The following is a 20,188-nucleotide window of genomic DNA, read 5'->3' as shown; positions in this document are numbered from 1 at the left end:
GGGTTGTCTTTTCAAGCAGGATCCATTTCAGGTACACTATGTGATAGACAGTTATACAGGGAGGAATTTCAAATGAGTAATTCTGACATACATAACATGAGGCAACAACGCTTTGAACTTCCGGATTGCAGCGAATGGGAAAAAGTAGCGGAGCATTCTTTGAAAGGGAAACCAGTGGCTTCGCTGAGAACGAAAACGGTGGAAGGAATTACACTAGAACCGCTCTATTCTGCTTTGAATAAGCAAACGGGCACGATCCGTCCGAGTCACAGGAAATGGATTTGTGCGCAGCCGACCGATGGTAAGACTGGTTGCGAATGGCTTGCTTCGATGACTGACAGTTTTGAAAAGGGGAATGAAGCAATCTATATTGATGGGAGAACATCGATTGAATGGGACGAGGTGTCTTTGGACCAACTAGCAGATCTCATGAAGAAGCATCCGATTGCTTTCATTCACATCGATTCTCAAGACCGATTGGTAGATGTCTTTGATAGGATTCCTTCTGAAGAAAGAGAAGCTGTTACAGGATTATTACTTTCCAACGGAATCCAATTACCATCAGGATATCAACATATCCGAACACTAGGAATCGATTTGGAACCACTTCATATGGACGGCGCGGATAGTGTCACTGAACTTGCAGTTGCGTTAGCGGAAGCTTCGGAACTTGCGATCGAATCGGATTCGTTCGCTCGATTCAGTAGTCAAGTCTTTTTTAGGTTCCCGGCAGACACCCATTTCTTTATGGAAATCGCAAAATTTAGAGCGTTCCGTACTTTATGGCAACTGTTTTGCAGCGCCTATGATGTGAAAGATGTAACTCCGGTGCCTGTGATTGGTGTAACTTCCCTGCGTTCGTTTTCTAAAATCGATCCATATGTCAACTTGTTGCGTGCGGGAAATAGCGCATTCTCAGCGGTTTTAGGGGGAGCAGACTGGCTGACGGTTTACCCTTACAACGAATTGACAGGAGAAACTGCACAGTCGTTGCGATACGCAAGGAATGCACAACTGATCATCCGGGAGGAAACACATGCAGACAAAGTGATTGACCCAGGCGGCGGGTCATACTTCATCGAACATTTGACAGATGCATTGGTCCATAAATCGTGGCGGCGATTTCTTGAGATTGAAGAGAATGGCGGATTAGACGCTTTTCTGCAATCCGGACAGCTGCAACAGCTCGCGGACGAACGGCATGAACATGCTGCAACTGGATCAGCTTCTTTGATAGGAACAAATGTATATGCAGATGCCGAAAATCATGAGCTAGTCGAGAATTCAATTAGGATTGAAATGTCTCGACCAGCCTACGCATTTGAGGAGTTACGTAAAAAAAGTGCTGAACAGCAGATCGATATTCGACTGCTCGTATTCGGAAGTTTGAAATCCTATAAACCCCGTGCGGATTTTGCAACCGAGTTTTTGGCCACAGGCGGACTTACGGCAAAACATAGTCCAGCGTTCGAGGATGCCTCGTCAGCAATTGACTGGCTGAAGACTGAGGCACCGGATTATGTGATCTTGTGTGCAGATCCGGATAGGACAGAGCAGGTTGCTCCAGATCTTATTTCAAATAAGCCGGCCGGTGTACTTATGGATGTCGCGGGTCTTGTGAGTGAAGAGCTGACGGGGAATTGGTTGGCAAGTGGACTTGACGGATTTATATTCAAAGGTCAAAATCGCATAGAAAAACTCACTCAAATTCTCAAACGTTGCAAGGGAGGCGAAGATTCATGAAGAAGCCTGATTTCACCAAAGTGGAAATTGACCGAGTACTGCAGAAACGAAAGACTGTTCAAAACGAACATAAAGAATCGTTTCTAACGAATGAAGGAATTCCGGTTAAACCAATTTATACTCACGAAGATAGCGAAGGACTCGCTCACTTAGGCGATTTCCCTGGAATTGCACCTAATACACGTGGCCCTTATCCAACAATGTACGTTGCACGACCATGGACCGTTCGTCAATATGCGGGCTTTTCAACAGCTGAAGAAAGTAACGCGTTTTACCGAAGGAACCTTGCGATGGGGCAAAAAGGGTTATCCGTCGCGTTTGATTTGGCGACTCATCGTGGCTATGATTCAGATCATCCACGGGTAACAGGTGACGTTGGTAAAGCGGGTGTTGCAATTGACTCAGTTGAAGATATGAAAATCTTATTCGACGGAATTCCGCTTGATCAGATGTCGGTATCGATGACGATGAATGGTGCGGTCCTGCCGATTATGGCGTTTTATATTGTCGCTGCAGAAGAACAAGGGGTTGCACCTGAAAAACTAGCGGGGACGATTCAAAATGACATTCTAAAAGAATACATGGTTCGGAATACGTACATCTTCCCTCCCGAGATGTCGATGCGGATCATCGCGGATATCTTTGACTATACGTCAAAAAATATGCCAAAATTCAACTCCATTTCTATTTCTGGTTATCATATGCAAGAAGCGGGAGCGACCGCGGATATTGAATTGGCCTATACGCTTGCTGACGGTCTTGAGTATGTCCGTACAGGCTTGAAAGCTGGAATTGACATTGACTCTTTTGCTCCCCGACTATCATTCTTCTGGGCTATTGGCATGAACTATTTTATGGAAATTGCAAAAATGAGAGCAGCACGGATCATCTGGGCAAAGATGATGAAAACATTCGAACCGAAGAACCCGAAGTCTTTGGCACTGAGAACCCACTCACAAACTTCAGGGTGGAGCTTGACTGAACAAGATCCATTCAACAATGTGACACGCACCTTAATAGAAGCAAATGCTGCAGCTATGGGTCATACACAATCTTTACACACCAATGCATTGGATGAAGCAATTGCATTACCAACTGATTTCTCGGCACGAATCGCGAGGAATACTCAGCTCTTCTTGCAAGAAGAAACGATGATGACCAAGACGATCGATCCTTGGGGAGGTTCTTATTATGTAGAGTCTCTTACAAATGAGCTCGTTGAAAAAGCTTGGGAGTTAATCGAAGAAATCGAAGATCTTGGAGGGATGGCGAAAGCGATAGAAACAGGTCTTCCTAAGATGAAGATCGAAGAGGCAGCCGCCAAACGCCAAGCGAAAATCGACTCGAAAAGTGAAACGATTGTCGGAGTGAACAAGTATCGATTAGACGAGGAAGAACCGATCGATATTTTAGATATTGATAATACGGTAGTACGTCAAAAGCAGATTGACCGCATCGTCCGCATGAAAGCGGAACGTGATGAACAGCTGGTCGCCCAAGCCCTTAGACAACTCACTGAAAGTGCGAAAGAGGGAACTGGTAACTTGCTTGAACTTGCAGTGAATGCGGCGAGAGTACGTGCGACAATCGGAGAAATTTCAGATGCGATAGAAGAGGTGTCAGGCAGACACAAAGCAGTGATCCGTTCAGTGAGCGGCGTGTACAGTCAAAACTTCTCCAACTCTGAAGAAATCGATGATGTGAAAGAGATGACGGATGAGTTTCTGGAAAACGAAGGTCGGCGTCCGAGGATTCTGGTGGCAAAAATGGGGCAAGATGGACATGACCGCGGTGCTAAAGTGATCGCTTCTTCCTTCGCGGATCTAGGATTCGATGTGGACATCGGACCTCTATTTCAAACTCCAGAAGAAACAGCATTGCAAGCAGCTGAGAACGATGTCCATGTCATCGGCGTAAGTTCACTTGCAGCGGGTCACAAAACGCTCGTTCCGGCATTACGTGCGGAATTAGCGAAAATAGGGAGACCTGATATTTTGGTTATTGTAGGTGGCGTCATTCCTGCGCAGGATTATGCATTCCTTAGAGAAAATGGGGCAGCTGCTATTTTCGGACCAGGAACAGTAATTCCGGTAGCCGCCCAAAAAGTGATTGAAGAGATCTATCGCCAACTAGGATATGAGGAAGTGATGGAGTGAGCCGGCGTGATGAGGACGTGCGGGAAGAAACCGCGCTCAATGTGATGGAGGGTCTGCATTCGTCCCATGATGGCATGAAGCCTGTACAAAGGAGAAAGTTCATACGCAACAAAGCACCGATTGATATAGATGAGCTGGAGCGGGGAATAACTGAGGGATCTCGGTTAAGCCTCGCAAAAGGGATTACTCTTCTTGAAAGTGTCGCCATTCATGACAAACCGCCTGGTCAGGAACTGCTGCGCAGAGTGTTATCCAAAACGGGAAATAGCATCCGTATCGGTATTACAGGCGTGCCAGGAGCGGGGAAAAGTACATTTATCGAAGCGTTCGGTCTCATGCTGACAAAAGCCGGTCATAAAGTGGCGGTTCTAGCAGTCGATCCGAGTTCTTCCATTACGGGTGGAAGTATTCTTGGAGATAAGACACGGATGGAACTTTTGGCACGGGATCCGCAAGCATTCATCCGACCATCGCCTACTGCTGGAACTCTTGGCGGGGTTCATCGGAAAACGCGTGAAACGATGCTATTATGCGAAGCGGCGGGATATGATGTCATCCTTATCGAAACCGTAGGCGTCGGACAGTCCGAAACAGCAGTGCGCGAAATGACCGACTTTTTTCTCCTGCTTGCATTAACAGGAGCAGGCGATGAACTTCAAGGGATGAAAAAAGGAATCATGGAGCTTGCAGATGGCATCATCGTCCATAAAGCGGATGGTGAAAACGAAAGACTCGCAAAGAAAACGGTTCGTGATTACCGTCAGCTTGCTCATTTCCTTCAGCCTGCTTCTCCCGGTTGGACAACTCGCGCGTTACCGGTTTCCTCCATAAAAGGGACAGGATTGTCGGAAGCGTGGGAAATGATCCAAGAGTTTAAAACAGTGATGAAACAGTCGGATTATTGGACAGAAAGACGGCAATCCCAAACACGGAGCTGGTTCTATTCGATGATCAATGATCACTTGGTAGATTCATTCTACGGTGAACCGGGCCGTAAGCAGCAAGTTGCCGAGTTGGAAGCAAAATTGTTGAGCGATCAGATAACTGTTGCCGGTGCCGTTAAGCAATTATTTGATGAGCAATACCAATGAGTGATAAGGCTGTCGTATGTAGGAAAGGTCTCTTACGCATAACTGATGAGTAGTCAAAAATTGTACGTATCTTTCGATATGTATACTCTCTATACTTTTACGATTTGCACAAAGAAGTATCCGTTGCATGGAGTGGAAGCCGGCGACTCCGCAGGGATTAGCGAAGGCTGAAGACCCCGCAGGAACGCTAGCGACGAGGCAACCTAAGTGCACGACGTCCTGTCGCAACGGTTGCATGACCTACGTCCTGTAGGCCCGAGGCTGAAATCGAGACCCTCGGAAAGCGTCCGGCTGCAGCGGAAAGCAACTTCCGAACGAATACTTTTTTTGGTTTAATAAACTGGCATTCACTATTCATGCGCAAAAACCTAAAAGAGTACGAGAAATTGCTGAACAGTTTTCATCCCACTCGTAAACTGGTATGATAGGTATATCATGCACCAAAGGGGGATGACACAATGTCGATGGATTTTAATTTTTATATGGACGATATAACTAGCCAGGCTCGCGGAGAATTGGAAGCGGGTGGCTATGAGCAATTGAAAACAGCGGATGATGTTGAAAATGCATTTAAACGCGAAGGAACAACTCTTGTGATGGTGAATTCGGTATGTGGCTGCGCAGGAGGTATTGCACGCCCTGCAGCACTTCATGCAATCCATTACGATAAACGTCCGGATCACTTGGTGACGGTATTTGCGGGACAAGACAAAGAAGCGACTGCACAAGCACGTATGCACTTCGGAGATTACCACTTACCTTCGTCTCCATCATTTGTCTTGATGAAAGACGGACAAATGGTTGCTGAAGTAGGACGTCATGAAATTGAAGGCCATGATCCAATGTCTGTTGTAACAAACTTGCAAGATCAGTTTGAACAGTATTGCGAAGAACTATAAAAAACAGGCCGGCATCAGTGTGACTGATGCCGGCCTGCATTTTCGTGTCTTCTATTAAAATAGTGTACTGAGACCGAACAATACAGTGGAAGCGACCATAGCGACGATCATGATGATGACAATCGTTTTTTGAACTTTTTTATTGCTCATGTGCAAAAACCCCTTAATTGGTTTGATACAATTAGTTTAACAGAATCCGCAAAATTCTCAACTGGTGGCACAATATTTTAGGAGCAGGTACAATAGAAAAGGGGTGGAATCGTGGAAAAAGTTGACCATATCGGAATTGCGGTTAAAAGTCTGGACGATTCAATGGATTATTATATACATACACTTGGATTGAAACTGTTGGGCGTGGAGCAAGTTCCTCAGCAGCATGTGACAGTAGCATTTCTAGATGCCGGAAATATCAAGCTTGAGTTGCTGGAGCCGATTGGTAACGAAGGCGCCATTGCAAGCTTCCTGGAAAAACGCGGCGAAGGTGTCCATCACATTGCGTTCGGTGTGAGTGATATCCGCCAGCGAATGGAAGACTTGAAGAAGAACGGCGTCCGATTACTTCAAGAGGAACCGAAAATAGGTGCAGGCGGAGCGGAAGTTGCATTCCTGCATCCAAAATCTTCGTTTGGCGTTCTTTATGAACTATGTGCCAAACGCTCATTGGGGGATGAGTAAGGTGGATATTTACGAAAAAATCAACGAACTTTACGATAAGAAGCGGAAAATCGAACTAGGTGGCGGCGATGAACGTATTGCGCGCCAGCATGAAAAAGGAAAACTGACAGCACGGGAACGGATCGACCTTCTCGTCGACAAAGGCACTTTTGTGGAATTGAGCCCATTTGTAGCTCATCGGACACGCGATTTTGGCATGGACAAGATGGAGGGTCCTGGAGATGGTGTCGTCACCGGGTATGGAAAGGTGAATGGCCGTCCAATTTACTTATTCTCACAAGACTTTACTGTTTTTGGCGGTGCACTTGGTGAAATGCATGCTATGAAAATTGCGAACGTAATGGATCTTGCGGCAAAGAATGGAGCTCCTTTCATCGGATTGAATGATTCAGGTGGTGCGCGTATTCAAGAGGGGGTCGTCTCTCTGGATGGCTATGGTGAAATTTTTTATCGCAACTCCATCTACTCAGGAGTGATTCCTCAAATTTCCGTCATTTTAGGTCCATGTGCCGGCGGAGCCGTCTATTCACCAGCGATTACAGACTTCGTATTCATGACGGATGAGACGAGCCAAATGTTCATCACAGGACCGAAAGTCATAGAAACCGTCACGGGAGAAAAGATTTCATCCGAAGACTTGGGTGGCTCAAAAGTGCATAACGCTATTAGCGGAAATGCCCACTTCCGAGGAGCGGATGAGCAGACAGTGCTTCAAGATGTCCGCCGTTTACTGACGTATTTGCCTCAGAATAATGAAGAAAAAACACCTGTTCAACCGATATCCGAACAAGACGATTATCGTCCTGACTTAGCGGATGTCGTCCCTTATGAAACAATCAGACCATACGATGTCCGGAAAGTGATTGAGCAAATTGCGGATCAGGACTCGTTCATGGAAGTACAGAAAGAATTTGCGCGTAATGCAGTCGTAGGCTTTGCGAGAATCAAAGGAGAAGCCGTTGGGTTTGTTTGTAATCAGCCGAAAGTGATGGCGGGTGGTTTGGATATCGATTCATCTGATAAGATTTCAAGGTTCATACGCACGTGTGATTCCTTTAACATTCCTCTGATTACGTTTGAAGACGTGACGGGATTCTTCCCTGGAGTAAAACAGGAGCATGGCGGCATTATCCGTCATGGGGCGAAAATCTTGTATTCCTATTCTGAAGCGACAGTTCCAAAAATTACCGTAATATTGCGTAAAGCATTCGGAGGAGCGTATGTTGCCCTGAATTCCAAAGCGATCGGTGCAGACCTTGTTTTCGCGTGGCCGAATGCAGAAATTGCTGTGATGGGGGCAGAAGGTGCTGCGAACATCATTTTCGCTCGCGACATCGCTGGCAGTGAAGATCCGGAAGCGACCCGAGCTGCAAAAATTGCGGAATATCGGGATAAGTTCTCCAATCCATATGCCGCTGCGGCAAACGGAATGGTCGATGATGTCATTGACCCGCGAGAAACGCGTATGAAACTTGTGCAAGCGCTTGACATGATGAGAAATAAAAAAGAACAACGTCCTAAAAAGAAACACGGCAATATGCCATTATAAGAGGAGAGATTCCATGAATTACGAACGTATGCTGGAAGAATTTTTTGAATTGGTGAAGATCGACTCTGAAACGAAACACGAAGAACAGATTGTTGGTGTTTTGAAAGAGAAAATGGAGCAGATGGGCTTCGATGTCTTCGAAGATGACTCAAAAGAACGTACTGGCCACGGTGCAGGGAACTTAATTGCGACGATGAAAGGATCTGTAACAGAAGCAGATCCAATTTACTTCACATGTCACATGGATACAGTTACGCCTGGCGTCGGGATTGAACCTGTCTTAAAAGAAGATGGTTATATCTACTCAGCGGGAGAAACGATTCTTGGTTCAGACGACAAAGCAGGACTTGCTGCCTTGTTCGAGATGATGCGGACACTGAAAGAGAGTGGAGAAGCTCATGGGGATCTTCAATTCATCATAACTGCAGGGGAAGAAAGCGGCTTGGTAGGTGCACGTGAAATCGATAGAACTCTTATGAAGGCGAAATACGGATATGCTGTTGACAGCGACGGTAAAGTTGGCGGAATCGTTACAGCAGCTCCCTATAATGCGAAGTTGAAGACGGTCATTCATGGTCGCACTGCTCATGCAGGTGTGGAACCTGAAAAAGGTGTTTCTGCAATCACGATTGCTGCAAAATCAGTCGCTGCTATGAAACTCGGAAGAATTGACTCTGAGACTACAGCTAACATCGGGATGTTTACAGGCGGCCAAGCGACGAATATTGTTTGTGATGAAGTCAACATCGTCTCTGAAGCACGTTCGATCAATTACGAAAAGTTACAGGCTCAGACCGAGCATATGGTAAAAGCCTTTGCCGAAACGGCAGAAAAAATGGGCGGCTCTGCTGAAACCGAAGTTCAGCTCATGTCTCCAGGATTCCATTTTGACGAGCATGATGAAGTGGTCCAAGTAGCTTCCGATGCCATCCGTGCGATTGGACGTACACCGGAACTGAAGACGAGTGGCGGCGGCAGTGATGGAAACATTTTTAATGGGCATGGATTCCCTACAGTGACTCTTTCGGTAGGCTATGAAGAAATCCATACGAAAAACGAACGGATGCCTGTAGAAGAGCTCAACAAACTAGCGGATTTACTGCTTGAGATTGTACGTACGGTGACGAACCGAAGAAAGCAGGTTCTATAATATGGAAAATACGAAAGCGATTGTCGTTCGGTGTGGGAACGAAGAATACGCCATACCAGTTGAGCAAACAGTTTCCATCGAGGAACTCGAAAAAGTGAATCCAATTCCGCATTTACCTGAATACCTTCTCGGATTAATGAAAATTCGGGGCGAGCTCGTCCCTATTTTGGATTTCCAACAAATTCTCTATGGCAACTCAGCGAAAGATGACCCGAATGCTAAAGTTGTTGTTGTCCAAACGGAAGGTGTATACTTCGGTTTACTGGTGCTGGAAGCTAAAGAAATTCTTGATATTGCAACGGATACATTGACTTCGAAAGGGTTAATGGCGTATTCTAAGACACCCTATTTCTCTTCTGTCGCTAATTTGGAAAACCGAATCATTACGATGATTGATCCTACCATTCTTTCAGATACGCTTGCAGGAATGGACGACATTACGAACTTTGTGGAGCAACAAGTTTCAGAGAACGTGTAACTGATGAAACCGGGGAGTACGCTTCCCGGTTTTTCTTGAAGTTAGAGAGGTGAGTACATGGATCGCAAAGAACACATCAATCGTCGAGTCATTTTGCATTTGGATATGAATTGTTTCTTTGCATCTGTTGAACAAGCTCATAATCCGGAATTGAAAGGTCTGGCACTAGCCGTCGCAGGAAATCCGAAGGCACGACGGGGAATTCTTGTGACATGTTCATACGAAGCGCGTGCATTTGGTGTTTATACGACAATGACTGTCGGAGAAGCGAAACGGGTGTGCCCAGAGCTTGTCCTGGTACCTCCAGACTTTGAAAAGTACCGACAAGCCTCCCAGGCGGTGTTCGCTATCCTGAGGACGTATACAGACTTAGTGGAACCGGTCTCGATTGATGAAGCATACATCGATATAACTGAGATTGGCGGTCTAGAGGATGCGATAGGCATCGCGCTGAATATGCAAGAGAGAATACTGCGTGAATTGGATCTGCCCTGTTCAATCGGGATTGCACCGAACAAATTTTTAGCGAAAACTGCGTCTGATATGAAAAAACCGATGGGGATTACTATTCTAAGGAAACGTGAAGTTTCCGATCTTTTATGGCCACTTTCTGTGCTAGAGATGCATGGAATCGGTATAAGCAGTGCAGAAAAGCTTGCCCAATCGGACATTCATACAATCGGTGATCTTGCGACAGCAGATGATTTGAAAGTGAAATTGACACTTGGTAAAAGAGGACTGAAATTGAAGCAACGTGCAAATGGAGTAGATGACCGAATTGTCGATCCGGATGCTTCAGCAGAACGAAAAAGTGTTGGAAGTTCTACCACGTTAGCGATAGATGAAACCGAATTGGATCCGTGTCTATCCGTCTTTCAAAAACTTGCGGAAAAAGTGGCGAATCGATTGGAAGCAAAGCAGCTAGCGGGCACCGTCATCTCTATCCAAATTCGTACGGCAGCCTGGCGCAACCAATCCAGAAGTAAAACCTTGTTGAATCCTTTGTACCGAGAGCAAGAGATTTACAAAGAAGCTGAACAATTGTTTCGTTTGCATTGGGATGGAGAACCAATCCGGCTGCTCGGAATTACTATAACCAATGTCATCCCGTTTGAAGAGTTACATGAACAGCTATCTTTCGATAATTTTGAACGTCATGATAAAGAAGTGTCCATGCAACAACTGGTCGCACGTATGAACGAACAATTTGGTCCAGGTACAATTCACAAAGGAAAACAATAGAGAGGAGGAACTTGTTATGGATTTGCAGTTTTTAGGTACGGGGGCAGGGATGCCATCAAAATTGCGGAATACAACTTCAATTGTGTTGAATTTGTCTTCCGAAGAACGCGGCTATTGGATGTTTGACTGTGGAGAAGCAACCCAGCACCAAATGCTGCATACTACGTTAAAGCCCCGTAAAGTGACAAAGATGTTCATCACCCATCTCCACGGGGATCACCTCTTCGGAATCCCTGGATTTATCGGATCCCGCTCATTTTTGGGCGGAGACAGCCCTCTTGATATTTATGGACCTATTGGAATTGAAGAGTGGATCCTTACGACTTTGCGCCTAACGAAAACCCACCTTACATACCCGTTAAGGATTCATGAAATTGACGAAGGAGTCGTATTTGAGGATGACGAATACGTGATAACTGCACGTGAGTTGTCGCATGTCATCCCATGTTACGGGTATAGGATTGTTCAAAAGCCATTACCCGGAAAGTTGTTGGTCGACAAAGCGACTGAATCCGGAGTGCCAAAAGGTCCGCTTCTTCACCAACTCAAACATGGAAATGATGTGACATTGGAGGACGGAACGATTGTGACAAGCGCTTCCGTCATCGGTGAGCCAAAAGCAGGATTTGTTGTTACGATCCTAGGGGATACCAGTGTTTGCGAAGCATCAGTGGAACTCTCTCAGAATGCAGATATAGTCGTTCATGAAGCAACTTTTAATGAAGAAACTGGACAACTGGCAAAAGACTTTGGACATTCCACTATTCAGCAAGCAGCAGAAATTGTGAAAGAGGCCAGTGCCAAAGCGCTTATTGCAACACATATTAGTTCACGCTTTCTTCCGAGTGATATCGACGCATTTAAAAGAGAAGGACAAGAAATTTTTACAAACGTCTTTGTAGCAAGCGACTTTTCTCAGTATTCTCTTGTGAATGGGGAAGTTGTAGAGAGCAATTTTAAAAAGTGACGGTTCAATAAATACGTAAGCAAAAAACCACTAATCCTTCTTAGTATTAGTGGTTTTTTGCTTACTAGAAAAGTGGAAATCAAAATGTCCAGGCTCTCCCATATTGTGTCGGAGCCTCTATTTCTGTATGAAGTTCACGGGCAGCTGAATATGGCCAATAGGCGTCTCGCAACAATTCTCTGCCAATTAAAATAAGATCAGCACGATCATTTCTCAAGATTTCTTCAGCTTGTAATCCGGAGGTGATCAACCCTACAGCGCCAGTTGCGATTTCCGCACCTGTTCGGATTGTCTCTGCAAAAGGTACTTGGTAACCAGGGAATACCTCGATTTTTGCCGGAACCACTGCCCCAGAACTCACATCTATCAAATCCACGCCTTGATCCTTCATCCACTTCGCCATTTCAACGTATTGCTCAGAAGTCATGCCACCTTCTGTGTAGTCTTCTGCGGATATCCGTACAAATAACGGACCTTCCCATGTCTTTCTGACAGCATCGATGATTTCACGCAGGAACCGATATCGATTTTCTGCGCTTCCGCCATATTCATCAGTACGATGATTGGAGAGGGGGGAGAGAAATTCATTTATGAGATACCCATGCGCCCCGTGAAGTTCGAGTAAGTCGAATCCTGCGTCGGCAGCTCGTTTAGCAGCGAGCTCAAATGCGTGAACGGTCTCTGAAATTTCATCTTTGCTCATTGCGACAGGTGTTTTATATTCATCACTAAATGCTAGGGCACTCGGTGCTTGAATCTCACCGTCTACAGTTGCTTTCCTTCCAGCGTGAGCAAGCTGGATCCCCGCAGCTGCACCGTGTTGTTTAATAAGGCGTGTCAGTTCAGTCAAGCCTTCAATATGGGCATCATCCCAGATACCAAGGTCTTGAGCACTAATGCGTCCTTGCGGCTGAACGGCTGTAGCTTCCAGGATGATCAATCCCGATTGTCCGACAGCGCGTGATCCATAATGCACGCGATGCCAATCTTCGACTTTCCCGTCTTCGTTATGAGAAGAATACATGCACATCGGTGACATCGCAATTCTATTTTTCAATGTGAGATTTCGAATCGTGTACGGTTCAAATAATTTGGCCATTTACAAGTCACTCCTTTTCATGAATGACTATACTATAGCAAAAAGATGAAAGAAATCCTTTATGAAGAACTCGTACTCTCTTTAACTGTATCTGAACCGAGTTCTCGGGAGCGCTTTTCAGCATGTTGGATGCAACTGAAAACCGCTTCGTGGAATCCTCCAGAAGTAAGTGCCTGAAGGCCTGCTTCCGTCGTCCCCCCTGGACTTGTAACATTCTCTCGAAGAAGTGAAGGTTCCTCTTGAGTTTGGCGCAACATGCATGCAGCGCCCTCAATCGTTTGAATGATGAGATCACGCGCAATCGGTTGTTCAATACCTGCGCGTATGGCAGCCGTCTCTAACGCTTCGGCTAAATAGTAAACGTAGGCTGGTCCACTGCCTGAAAGAGCTGTAACCGCATGCAAGTCATCCTCCTCAACTTCCGCTACGATACCAATCGAACTTAACAGATTGAGGATTTCTTGTTTCTCTTCGGAACTAATCGAAGAATTCCAGCTCACACCGGTTGCTGATTTACCAATAGCTGCAGATGTATTTGGCATGGAACGTGCGATAGGGTGTTTACCTAGACCTGATTCAATCGTGGCAATTGATATGCCTGCGAGTACCGAAAGGATAACTGCATGTTTGTTCACTAAAGAAGAAATCTGTTCCATAGCGGTATTGATATCTTTAGGTTTAGTTGCCAATACAACTAAATCCGCGCTTCTGAGTTCGTTTTTGTCTGAGCTGACAATCGATATGCCGTACGTATTTTGTAAAAATTCAAGTCGTGCTTCGTCGGCACGATTCATAACAAAGACATTCTCAGTTTTCACGGTTCCTTGTTTGCAAATTCCAGCAATTACTGCTTCCGCCATTGAACCGGCGCCTACAAATACAATTTTCTCCATAGAATTTCCTCTTTTCTGAGATATGTGTATTCAATCAGTGTATGCGATTATTGGAATAAGTCAACTGACGATTCAGTCATCGATACATGACGAATCTATAAAAAGCATGTACAATGGACTGAATAGCGATTCAATATTGGAGGCAAAACCATGATTCAACAACTTACGATACCGACACCATATGCGGTGGGGGATGTGAATGCATTTTTAGTGAAAGGCGATGCACTGAGTCTATTCGATGCCGGTCCTAGGACGCCCGAAGCGCTCGAAGCGATCAAGACCGGTCTTAAAGAGTTTGGATATTCGGTGAAGGATATCGAGCAAGTCATACTTACCCACCATCATCCGGATCATTCGGGCTGGGCTGATGGATTTCCGAATGCTGAACTTTATGGTCATGAGTACAACAACCTTTGGCTCACGAGAGATCCGGAATTTATAAAATTTCACGATCAATTTTATATGGAGCGGTTTAAAGAGCAAGGGGTTCCTGAAAAAGCGTTAGGAATTGTTGGGAAGATGAAACGCGCTGCTGATTTCATGGCAGAACGGCCACTTGATCATCTTTTAAGAGAAGGAGACGCTCTGCCAGGGCATCCGGGATGGACGGTTCTTGAAACACTGGGGCATGCGCAAAGTCATTTGTCATTTTGGAATCCAGAACGGCACGAACTCATCGGTGGTGATTTGCTGCTGGAGAAGGTTTCTTCCAATCCGCTTGTAGAACCTCCGAAAAGCCCTGAATATCCACGACCTAAAACAATGTTGCAGTACAATGCTTCTTTAAAACGTCTGTTAGAACTCCCTGTTGCGAAGGTGTTCAGTGGACATGGCATGCCAGTTACCGATGTCCACAAACTGATTGAGAAACGTCTGCAGAAACAGCATGAGCGTGCGATGAAAGTCTACGAGATGCTGAATGATGGCCCTCATTCGGTCTTTGAACTGACAGTGCAACTATTTCCAGCAGCCTATAAGAGAGAGCTCGGACTGACGCTTTCAGAGACACTCGGTCAAATGGATTACTTAATGGATCTTAGCCTCATTGTTCGACAAACTGATAATCAAGGAATCCATCGGTATGAGCAAGCGTAAAACGATATTAATAACCGGTGGGACTAGTGGAGTGGGATATGAAACTGCAGTGAGACTCCTTGCAGAAGGTCATCGTGTCCAAGTGACTGGGCGTTCAGAGATGATTCTGGCTAAGCTCAAGGAGTTTGGAGCTGAAACGATTCGTCTGGATCTATCCAGTGAAGGTGCGGCTGATCGTCTTATACGCGAAATCGCTTTACCGGACGTGATCATTTTTTCTGCAGGAGTGGCTAAATTTGCACTCGCTCACGAGACTGAAGACAGCGATGCAGAGCAAATGTTTTCTGTGAATGTAACAGCACCAATTCAGCTGACACAGCGAATCTTGCCGATATGGATGAAACGTAAAAAGGGTCATTTTATCTACATAGGATCACAGGCAGGAAAAGTGGCAACACCCAAAGCAGCGGTCTATGCAGCGACGAAACATGCACTGATTGGATATACGGATGCGTTGCGTATGGAAGTTGCACCATTCGGTATCGACGTCTCTGTTATTCATCCAGGCCCAATCGATACTCCCTTTTTAGACAATGCGGATGACAGTGGAACCTACAGAGGGGCAGTCGGTAAACACTTGCTTTCTGTAGAGGAAGTAGCGGAGACGGTTGTTAAGATGGTACATCAGCCTAGACGGCAAGTAGATGTGCCTCGCGTGATGGGAGTGACGAGCAAAATCCACTCGCTCGCTCCAAGTCTAGTGGAACGGGTAGGTAAAAAGTTTTTCATGAAAAAAATGGAGTGATTTAAAATTCCAGCTTATTAAACAGTGAAGAAGAGGCGTCCAAAAAACGGACGCCTCTTCATTCGCGGAAAATTAAATTTTACTAGTTGCATGTTGCTGACGGGTAAATCGAAAGCATACTGCACACTCTTCATACACGCATCCCTCTTCATGAAGTTCAGTGACTCAAAGAGAAATGGTTGTTCATATTGCACTTGCACAAAAAACCTACTTCTTTACTGGTGTTACAAACACGCGTAACTCTAATTACGGGGTTGCTTCGTCAGTACAGCAAATTTTCCGCCAAGGCTGTGCATTTCTCCATTTATGCGTCGAGCGCAATTATGGATTTCGCCTTGTAATGATCTTTACCCGAAGAAACGGCTATTAAACCTACAATTCAAAATTCTTTTTCAAGGTTTTTTAAGTGTCATGAACTTGTATTCTGGATATTATAACATCGCACTGCATTTGCAAATTGTTTATGATAAACTGAAACTAAATAACCCGTTCAGGAAAGGTGTTCCTTCATGAAACAGCTAACCGTACAAGACATTGTACACCAATTTTCATTTGAAATTCTATCCGGAAACGATCATTTGGAGCGGCCGTTGAAAAAAACAAAAGTCCGTCGCCCGGGATTGGAGTTCATGGATACGTTTGACTTCATAGCAAGAGGGCATATCCAAATACTGGGTAAAAACGAAGTCAACTATTTACATACGCTTACTGACGATGAATGCAAATGCAGGATTTCGAATCTCGTAGAATACGATCCACCTTGTATTCTCATTACGTCCAATCAGGAACAGCCTTATGGTTTGCATACTTATTGTACGGAAAATGGAATTCCTGTCTTAAGGACTCCAGACACGATGGGGGTGGCGAGTGCAAAACTGGATGCGTTCGTCATTAGCTCGATGGCAGAAGAAATCGCAATCCATGGAGTGGTCGTCAATGTTTCGGGGATTGGAGTTTTACTGCGTGGTAAATCCGGCGTAGGCAAGAGTGAAACTGCACATACGCTGATTGGCAGAGGGCACCGGCTCGTAGCCGATGATATCGTTGTACTCCGAAAATTGAGTCCGCAAACGTTACTTGGTACACATAACCAAACGAACCGAGAGTTTTTAGCACTTAGGAGTATCGGTTTGATGAATGTTGTCCGTTTATATGGCCGTGCTGCGTTTCAAGAAGAGACGAGGATCGCGCTGGATATCGAGTTGACGGAGTGGAAAGACAACTCACTGAATAATGAGCTCGAATTGGACGAGAAGTTTACAGAATATATGGGAGTACCTGTTCCGTATATTCAAATCCAGTTGCAGCCTGGTCGAGATGTCGCGGGACTTATAGAAGCAGCCGCAAATAACTGGTATTTGAAACAGCAAGGATACAGTGCTCTTGAGGAATTCATGGAACGTCTGGAACCCGAATTCAAACAGGAATAATCCGAAATGCATAGATCCTCACCACCTGGGAAAACTAACTGTATATTAGTTTTTGAAGGAGGATTTCAAATGTTGGAAAAGAAAGAGCCGTATCAAATGATGTCTGAGGAAAACAACAACCTTTCCTCAGCTCAAGAAGTCGAGTACGCGAACGAATTCAAGAAAGCGGACAACGCAGCTAACAATAAAGATAAGCATAAAAAGAAATAACATCAAACAGTCCGGAGACCATTATGGTCTCCGGACTGTTTTTATTCGATTTCCTTCAATAGCTCCAATACTTCATTCGACCGTATGAACATCCCGACCTTTCCATAGGAATCCAGCTCGGTTATCGCAAATACAACCCCGATGACTTCATTATCCTGGAATACTGGACTGCCGCTATTCCCTCTGTAGACCGGTGCATCCAACAGAATAATTGGCACATCACGTCCCGCCCAATCACTTTCTCCAATCAGTTCACCTTCATTTGCAATTCCGAAAAAGTTCAGAGGATTTCCAATGAACCGGACTTTGCTATCCCGGGTATAAGTGGGAGATTCCGCTAGTTTTAGAGCAGGAACGTCTGGTGGATCTTTTATTTGTAAAATAGCTAGATCGTTCACGGAATCTTGTGCAACGAGAGATGCGGAAAAGCGCCCTTGTTCTTCAAAAGAGACTGTAATTTGCTTTGTGTTTTCGACCACATGATTATTTGTGACGATCAAGCCATCAGGTGAGACAGAAAAGCCTGTCCCCTTTCCATCTTCCGTTAAAACGACAGCAACGGATTGTTTCCATTGTGCAATATCCTCGCGTTTAGATAGCTTTGCAGAAGTTTTTAAGAATTCGATTGCTGGTAACGAGTATATGTCGAAAAGGAAAGCAACAGGTTGAAATAGTAAAACCACTGCCATGAGCCATACGATCCATCTCGGAACTCTGCGTTTTCTAGGTTGCGGATTGTCACGAAGGGCAGCTTCTTTTGCAAGTGCTTCCCGTTGTGCTTCCAAAACAAGCTGACGAAACTCTTCTTGCTCTATTTCTTCTTGCGTAAGTTCCTGCTCTTCCAAAGTGTCTGTGCCATTGGCGTCTTCAGCTAAGGAATCATCACCTTCAATTGCCGGTGAATGATTAACATGGTTGGTCTCCTCATCATCCTTATGTTCTTCATGATTCATATGCCCACACCTTTCAAAGACGTTCATGCTTTTGCGGTAAAATGGTTAAACAAAAGTGTATCATAGATTGTCACAGCAAAAATGAAATGCTATTGACGAAATACTGTATCTACTTATCAGTATACTTGATATACTTTCATTAAGTGTAATGTTGTCTATCTGAAGGGAGATGTGGTACGGTGGAAGAAAATTCATTGCTGAAGACGGAATCGGAACGTTTTCCGAGTGTAGTAGCTGAAGAGGTGCGTTCTCTCACAACTAAAGTGAGAACGCTTGAAGAGGAAATCAGTGAACTGAAAAAGGACATACACGCAATTGACTTCTTACAAAAGAAGCCGATTATTTCAGGTGATACGATTGCTGTCGGAGGCTTCTGGATTGTAGCAGCACTCGCGGTGATCGGGATATTTTTTTAATGGAGGAGGAATTACGTTATGATGAAAAGCCCAGGGCTAGCAGCTGTACTCAGCTTTTTTTGGACGGGTGTAGGACAGATTTATAATGGTCAGATTCTAAAAGGTCTCATTTTAATTGGAGTCCAAATCATCAACTCACTACTTATGTTCATACTAATTGGGTTTATCACATATCCGATTGTTTGGATATGGGGAATGTATGATGCTTACAAAACCGCGGAAAGACACAATGCCCGTCAAGTTTATTAAAAGTTCGTTTGACTGATCGCAGAAAATGATGTCATTTTTTTTATCGAGGTCATTCAAAAAGTCTGTTTAGTGGTGAGTGGTGACCAAGTAGAATATCTAACATGTTTATTGGACAATGAGCTCATCGGCCGTTAAATGGCTGATGAGCTCTTCCATTTTCCGAAGGAGAACTCTCTTTCCAGTTGAGTACATTATTTTACCCCAAGTAATACGGTGTACACATGAGAAATTTGATTTTTTAAAAATTCACAGTGAATTCGAACTCAAGTGTAATGAAATGCAATTGGGGAATAATGAAGCACGAGTGTTTATTAACTGATATTTTAGTGTTAAACTAGTAAGGAAGAAAAGGAGTGATATATATGGGTAAATTAGATGGTAAAGTAGCTGTAATTACTGGCGGTGCTGGCGGTATAGGAAGTGGTATGGCAAAAGCGTATGTTAAAGAGGGAGCAAGGGTTGCAATCGTTGACTTGAACGCTGAAACGGGTGAAGCAATGGTGAAAGAACTTCAGGAATTCCAACCTGAAAGCATGTTTATCCAAGCTGACCTGACAGACCGCGACAAGCTGAAAGATATTATCGAGACAGTTGTCGACAAATATGGCAAACTTGACATCCTTGTCAATAATGCACACGCGTCACGTCAAGTATTGCTTGCAGACGCAACTCAAGCGGACATGGATTTCTCATTTAACACAGGATTCTATCCAACATTCTATCTTATGCAAGCTGCATATCCACACTTGAAGAAGACTGAAGGGGCAATTATCAACTTCTCATCAGGTGCCGGCATTAACGGAGATGTCATGCAAGCAACATACGCGGCTGCAAAAGAAGCGATTCGCGCAATTACTCGTGTAGCTGCAAACGAATGGGGTCAATTCGGCATCAACGTGAACTTGATTTCACCGATTGCCAATTCACCAGGTATTCAGCAATGGGCACAAGATCAGCCGGAAGCATATAACAAAATGCTTAATAATATCCCAATGCGTCGTCTTGGCGAATTGGAAGGCGATATCGGTCGCGTAGCAGTCTTCCTAGCGAGTGAAGATGCATCGTACATTACTGGACAAACGATCATGGTAGACGGCGGCGCAACTAAATTACGCTAACTAAAAAACACGATCCTCTGAAAAATCGGG

The 20,188-nt window shown here is 44.8% G+C and carries 21 protein-coding genes; 17 read left to right on the top strand and 4 right to left on the bottom strand.

Annotation, left to right across the window (positions count from 1 at the left end; translation table 11 throughout):
* The first annotated feature begins 72 nt into the window (after nt 1–72).
* The 4 genes from H9659_RS00305 to H9659_RS00290 all read left to right on the top strand — a co-directional run bounded on the left by H9659_RS00305 (nt 73) and on the right by H9659_RS00290 (nt 5,889).
* A complete protein-coding gene (locus H9659_RS00305) occupies nt 73–1,743 on the top strand; it encodes a methylmalonyl-CoA mutase family protein (protein ID WP_191687937.1) in 1,671 nt (556 codons plus the stop codon).
* Nucleotides 1,740–3,899: a methylmalonyl-CoA mutase gene (gene scpA / locus H9659_RS00300; protein WP_191687936.1), complete on the top strand. Its 2,160-nt coding sequence runs from the start codon at nt 1,740–1,742 to the stop codon at nt 3,897–3,899. Before H9659_RS00305 ends, scpA begins: the two co-directional genes overlap by 4 nt.
* 44 nt (nt 3,900–3,943) lie before the next feature.
* Nucleotides 3,944–4,990, top strand: coding sequence for a methylmalonyl Co-A mutase-associated GTPase MeaB (gene meaB / locus H9659_RS00295; protein WP_191688497.1), 1,047 nt, complete (start codon nt 3,944–3,946; stop codon nt 4,988–4,990).
* Between the two features lie 458 nt (nt 4,991–5,448).
* Nucleotides 5,449–5,889 carry a BrxA/BrxB family bacilliredoxin gene (locus H9659_RS00290; RefSeq protein WP_191687935.1) on the top strand — a complete coding sequence of 147 codons (441 nt, stop codon included), beginning with the start codon at nt 5,449–5,451 and terminating at the stop codon, nt 5,887–5,889.
* Nucleotides 5,890–5,943: 54 nt separating this feature from the next.
* On the opposite strand, the gene prli42 is transcribed toward H9659_RS00290, so the two are convergent.
* Nucleotides 5,944–6,039: a stressosome-associated protein Prli42 gene (gene prli42 / locus H9659_RS00285; protein WP_191687934.1), complete on the bottom strand. Its 96-nt coding sequence runs from the start codon at nt 6,037–6,039 to the stop codon at nt 5,944–5,946.
* 111 nt (nt 6,040–6,150) lie between these two features.
* On the opposite strand from prli42, the gene mce reads away from it, so the two are divergent.
* From mce to rnz, 6 genes are read left to right on the top strand one after another with little or no spacing between them, the layout of a single operon-like run.
* On the top strand, nt 6,151–6,564 hold the full coding sequence (gene mce / locus H9659_RS00280) for a methylmalonyl-CoA epimerase (protein ID WP_191687933.1): 414 nt from the start codon (nt 6,151–6,153) through the stop codon (nt 6,562–6,564).
* Between the two features lies 1 nt (nt 6,565).
* A complete protein-coding gene (locus H9659_RS00275) occupies nt 6,566–8,113 on the top strand; it encodes an acyl-CoA carboxylase subunit beta (protein ID WP_191687932.1) in 1,548 nt (515 codons plus the stop codon).
* A 13-nt stretch (nt 8,114–8,126) separates the two neighbouring features.
* Nucleotides 8,127–9,263 (top strand): M20/M25/M40 family metallo-hydrolase, encoded by a 1,137-nt coding sequence (locus H9659_RS00270; protein ID WP_191687931.1) that lies wholly within the window; start codon nt 8,127–8,129, stop codon nt 9,261–9,263.
* A 1-nt stretch (nt 9,264) separates the two neighbouring features.
* Nucleotides 9,265–9,741: a chemotaxis protein CheW gene (locus H9659_RS00265; protein ID WP_191687930.1), complete on the top strand. Its 477-nt coding sequence runs from the start codon at nt 9,265–9,267 to the stop codon at nt 9,739–9,741.
* 57 nt (nt 9,742–9,798) lie between these two features.
* Nucleotides 9,799–10,983, top strand: a complete 1,185-nt coding sequence (locus tag H9659_RS00260) for a DNA polymerase IV (protein ID WP_191687929.1) — start codon at nt 9,799–9,801, stop codon at nt 10,981–10,983.
* Between the two features lie 16 nt (nt 10,984–10,999).
* The gene (rnz, locus tag H9659_RS00255; RefSeq protein WP_191687928.1) at nt 11,000–11,950 is read left to right on the top strand and encodes a ribonuclease Z; all 951 of its coding nucleotides are present in this window, start codon (nt 11,000–11,002) and stop codon (nt 11,948–11,950) included.
* Between the two features lie 79 nt (nt 11,951–12,029).
* Here rnz and namA read toward each other — a convergent pair whose 3' ends face one another.
* Nucleotides 12,030–13,049 carry an NADPH dehydrogenase NamA gene (gene namA / locus H9659_RS00250; protein WP_191687927.1) on the bottom strand — a complete coding sequence of 340 codons (1,020 nt, stop codon included), beginning with the start codon at nt 13,047–13,049 and terminating at the stop codon, nt 12,030–12,032.
* Between the two features lie 59 nt (nt 13,050–13,108).
* On the bottom strand, nt 13,109–13,942 hold the full coding sequence (gene proC / locus H9659_RS00245) for a pyrroline-5-carboxylate reductase (protein WP_191687926.1): 834 nt from the start codon (nt 13,940–13,942) through the stop codon (nt 13,109–13,111).
* A 150-nt stretch (nt 13,943–14,092) separates the two neighbouring features.
* Between proC and H9659_RS00240 the strand changes: the two genes are divergently transcribed.
* The 4 genes from H9659_RS00240 to H9659_RS00225 all read left to right on the top strand — a co-directional run bounded on the left by H9659_RS00240 (nt 14,093) and on the right by H9659_RS00225 (nt 17,422).
* Complete coding sequence (locus H9659_RS00240; RefSeq protein ID WP_191687925.1) at nt 14,093–15,037, top strand: MBL fold metallo-hydrolase; 945 nt, start codon at nt 14,093–14,095, stop codon at nt 15,035–15,037.
* Nucleotides 15,024–15,782: an SDR family NAD(P)-dependent oxidoreductase gene (locus H9659_RS00235; protein ID WP_191687924.1), complete on the top strand. Its 759-nt coding sequence runs from the start codon at nt 15,024–15,026 to the stop codon at nt 15,780–15,782. Before H9659_RS00240 ends, H9659_RS00235 begins: the two co-directional genes overlap by 14 nt.
* 509 nt (nt 15,783–16,291) lie before the next feature.
* On the top strand, nt 16,292–17,212 hold the full coding sequence (hprK, locus tag H9659_RS00230; protein WP_191687923.1) for an HPr(Ser) kinase/phosphatase: 921 nt from the start codon (nt 16,292–16,294) through the stop codon (nt 17,210–17,212).
* Between the two features lie 69 nt (nt 17,213–17,281).
* Nucleotides 17,282–17,422, top strand: coding sequence for a YfhE family protein (locus H9659_RS00225; protein WP_191687922.1), 141 nt, complete (start codon nt 17,282–17,284; stop codon nt 17,420–17,422).
* A 41-nt stretch (nt 17,423–17,463) separates the two neighbouring features.
* Here the strand turns inward: H9659_RS00225 and H9659_RS00220 are convergent, their stop codons facing one another.
* The gene (locus H9659_RS00220; RefSeq protein ID WP_191687921.1) at nt 17,464–18,375 is read right to left on the bottom strand and encodes a S1C family serine protease; all 912 of its coding nucleotides are present in this window, start codon (nt 18,373–18,375) and stop codon (nt 17,464–17,466) included.
* A 179-nt stretch (nt 18,376–18,554) separates the two neighbouring features.
* On the opposite strand from H9659_RS00220, the gene H9659_RS00215 reads away from it, so the two are divergent.
* The 3 genes from H9659_RS00215 to H9659_RS00205 all read left to right on the top strand — a co-directional run bounded on the left by H9659_RS00215 (nt 18,555) and on the right by H9659_RS00205 (nt 20,158).
* Complete coding sequence (locus tag H9659_RS00215; protein WP_191687920.1) at nt 18,555–18,791, top strand: hypothetical protein; 237 nt, start codon at nt 18,555–18,557, stop codon at nt 18,789–18,791.
* 18 nt (nt 18,792–18,809) lie between these two features.
* Nucleotides 18,810–19,040 (top strand): hypothetical protein, encoded by a 231-nt coding sequence (locus tag H9659_RS00210; RefSeq protein ID WP_191687919.1) that lies wholly within the window; start codon nt 18,810–18,812, stop codon nt 19,038–19,040.
* A 362-nt stretch (nt 19,041–19,402) separates the two neighbouring features.
* Nucleotides 19,403–20,158, top strand: a complete 756-nt coding sequence (locus H9659_RS00205) for an SDR family NAD(P)-dependent oxidoreductase (protein WP_191687918.1) — start codon at nt 19,403–19,405, stop codon at nt 20,156–20,158.
* Nucleotides 20,159–20,188: the final 30 nt, after the last annotated feature.

The organism is Sporosarcina gallistercoris (assembly GCF_014836415.1).
Lineage (GTDB): Bacteria > Bacillota > Bacilli > Bacillales_A > Planococcaceae > Sporosarcina > Sporosarcina gallistercoris.
The sequence above is the reverse complement of the archived record's forward strand: the minus strand, read 5'-3'. Positions and strand labels throughout refer to the sequence as shown.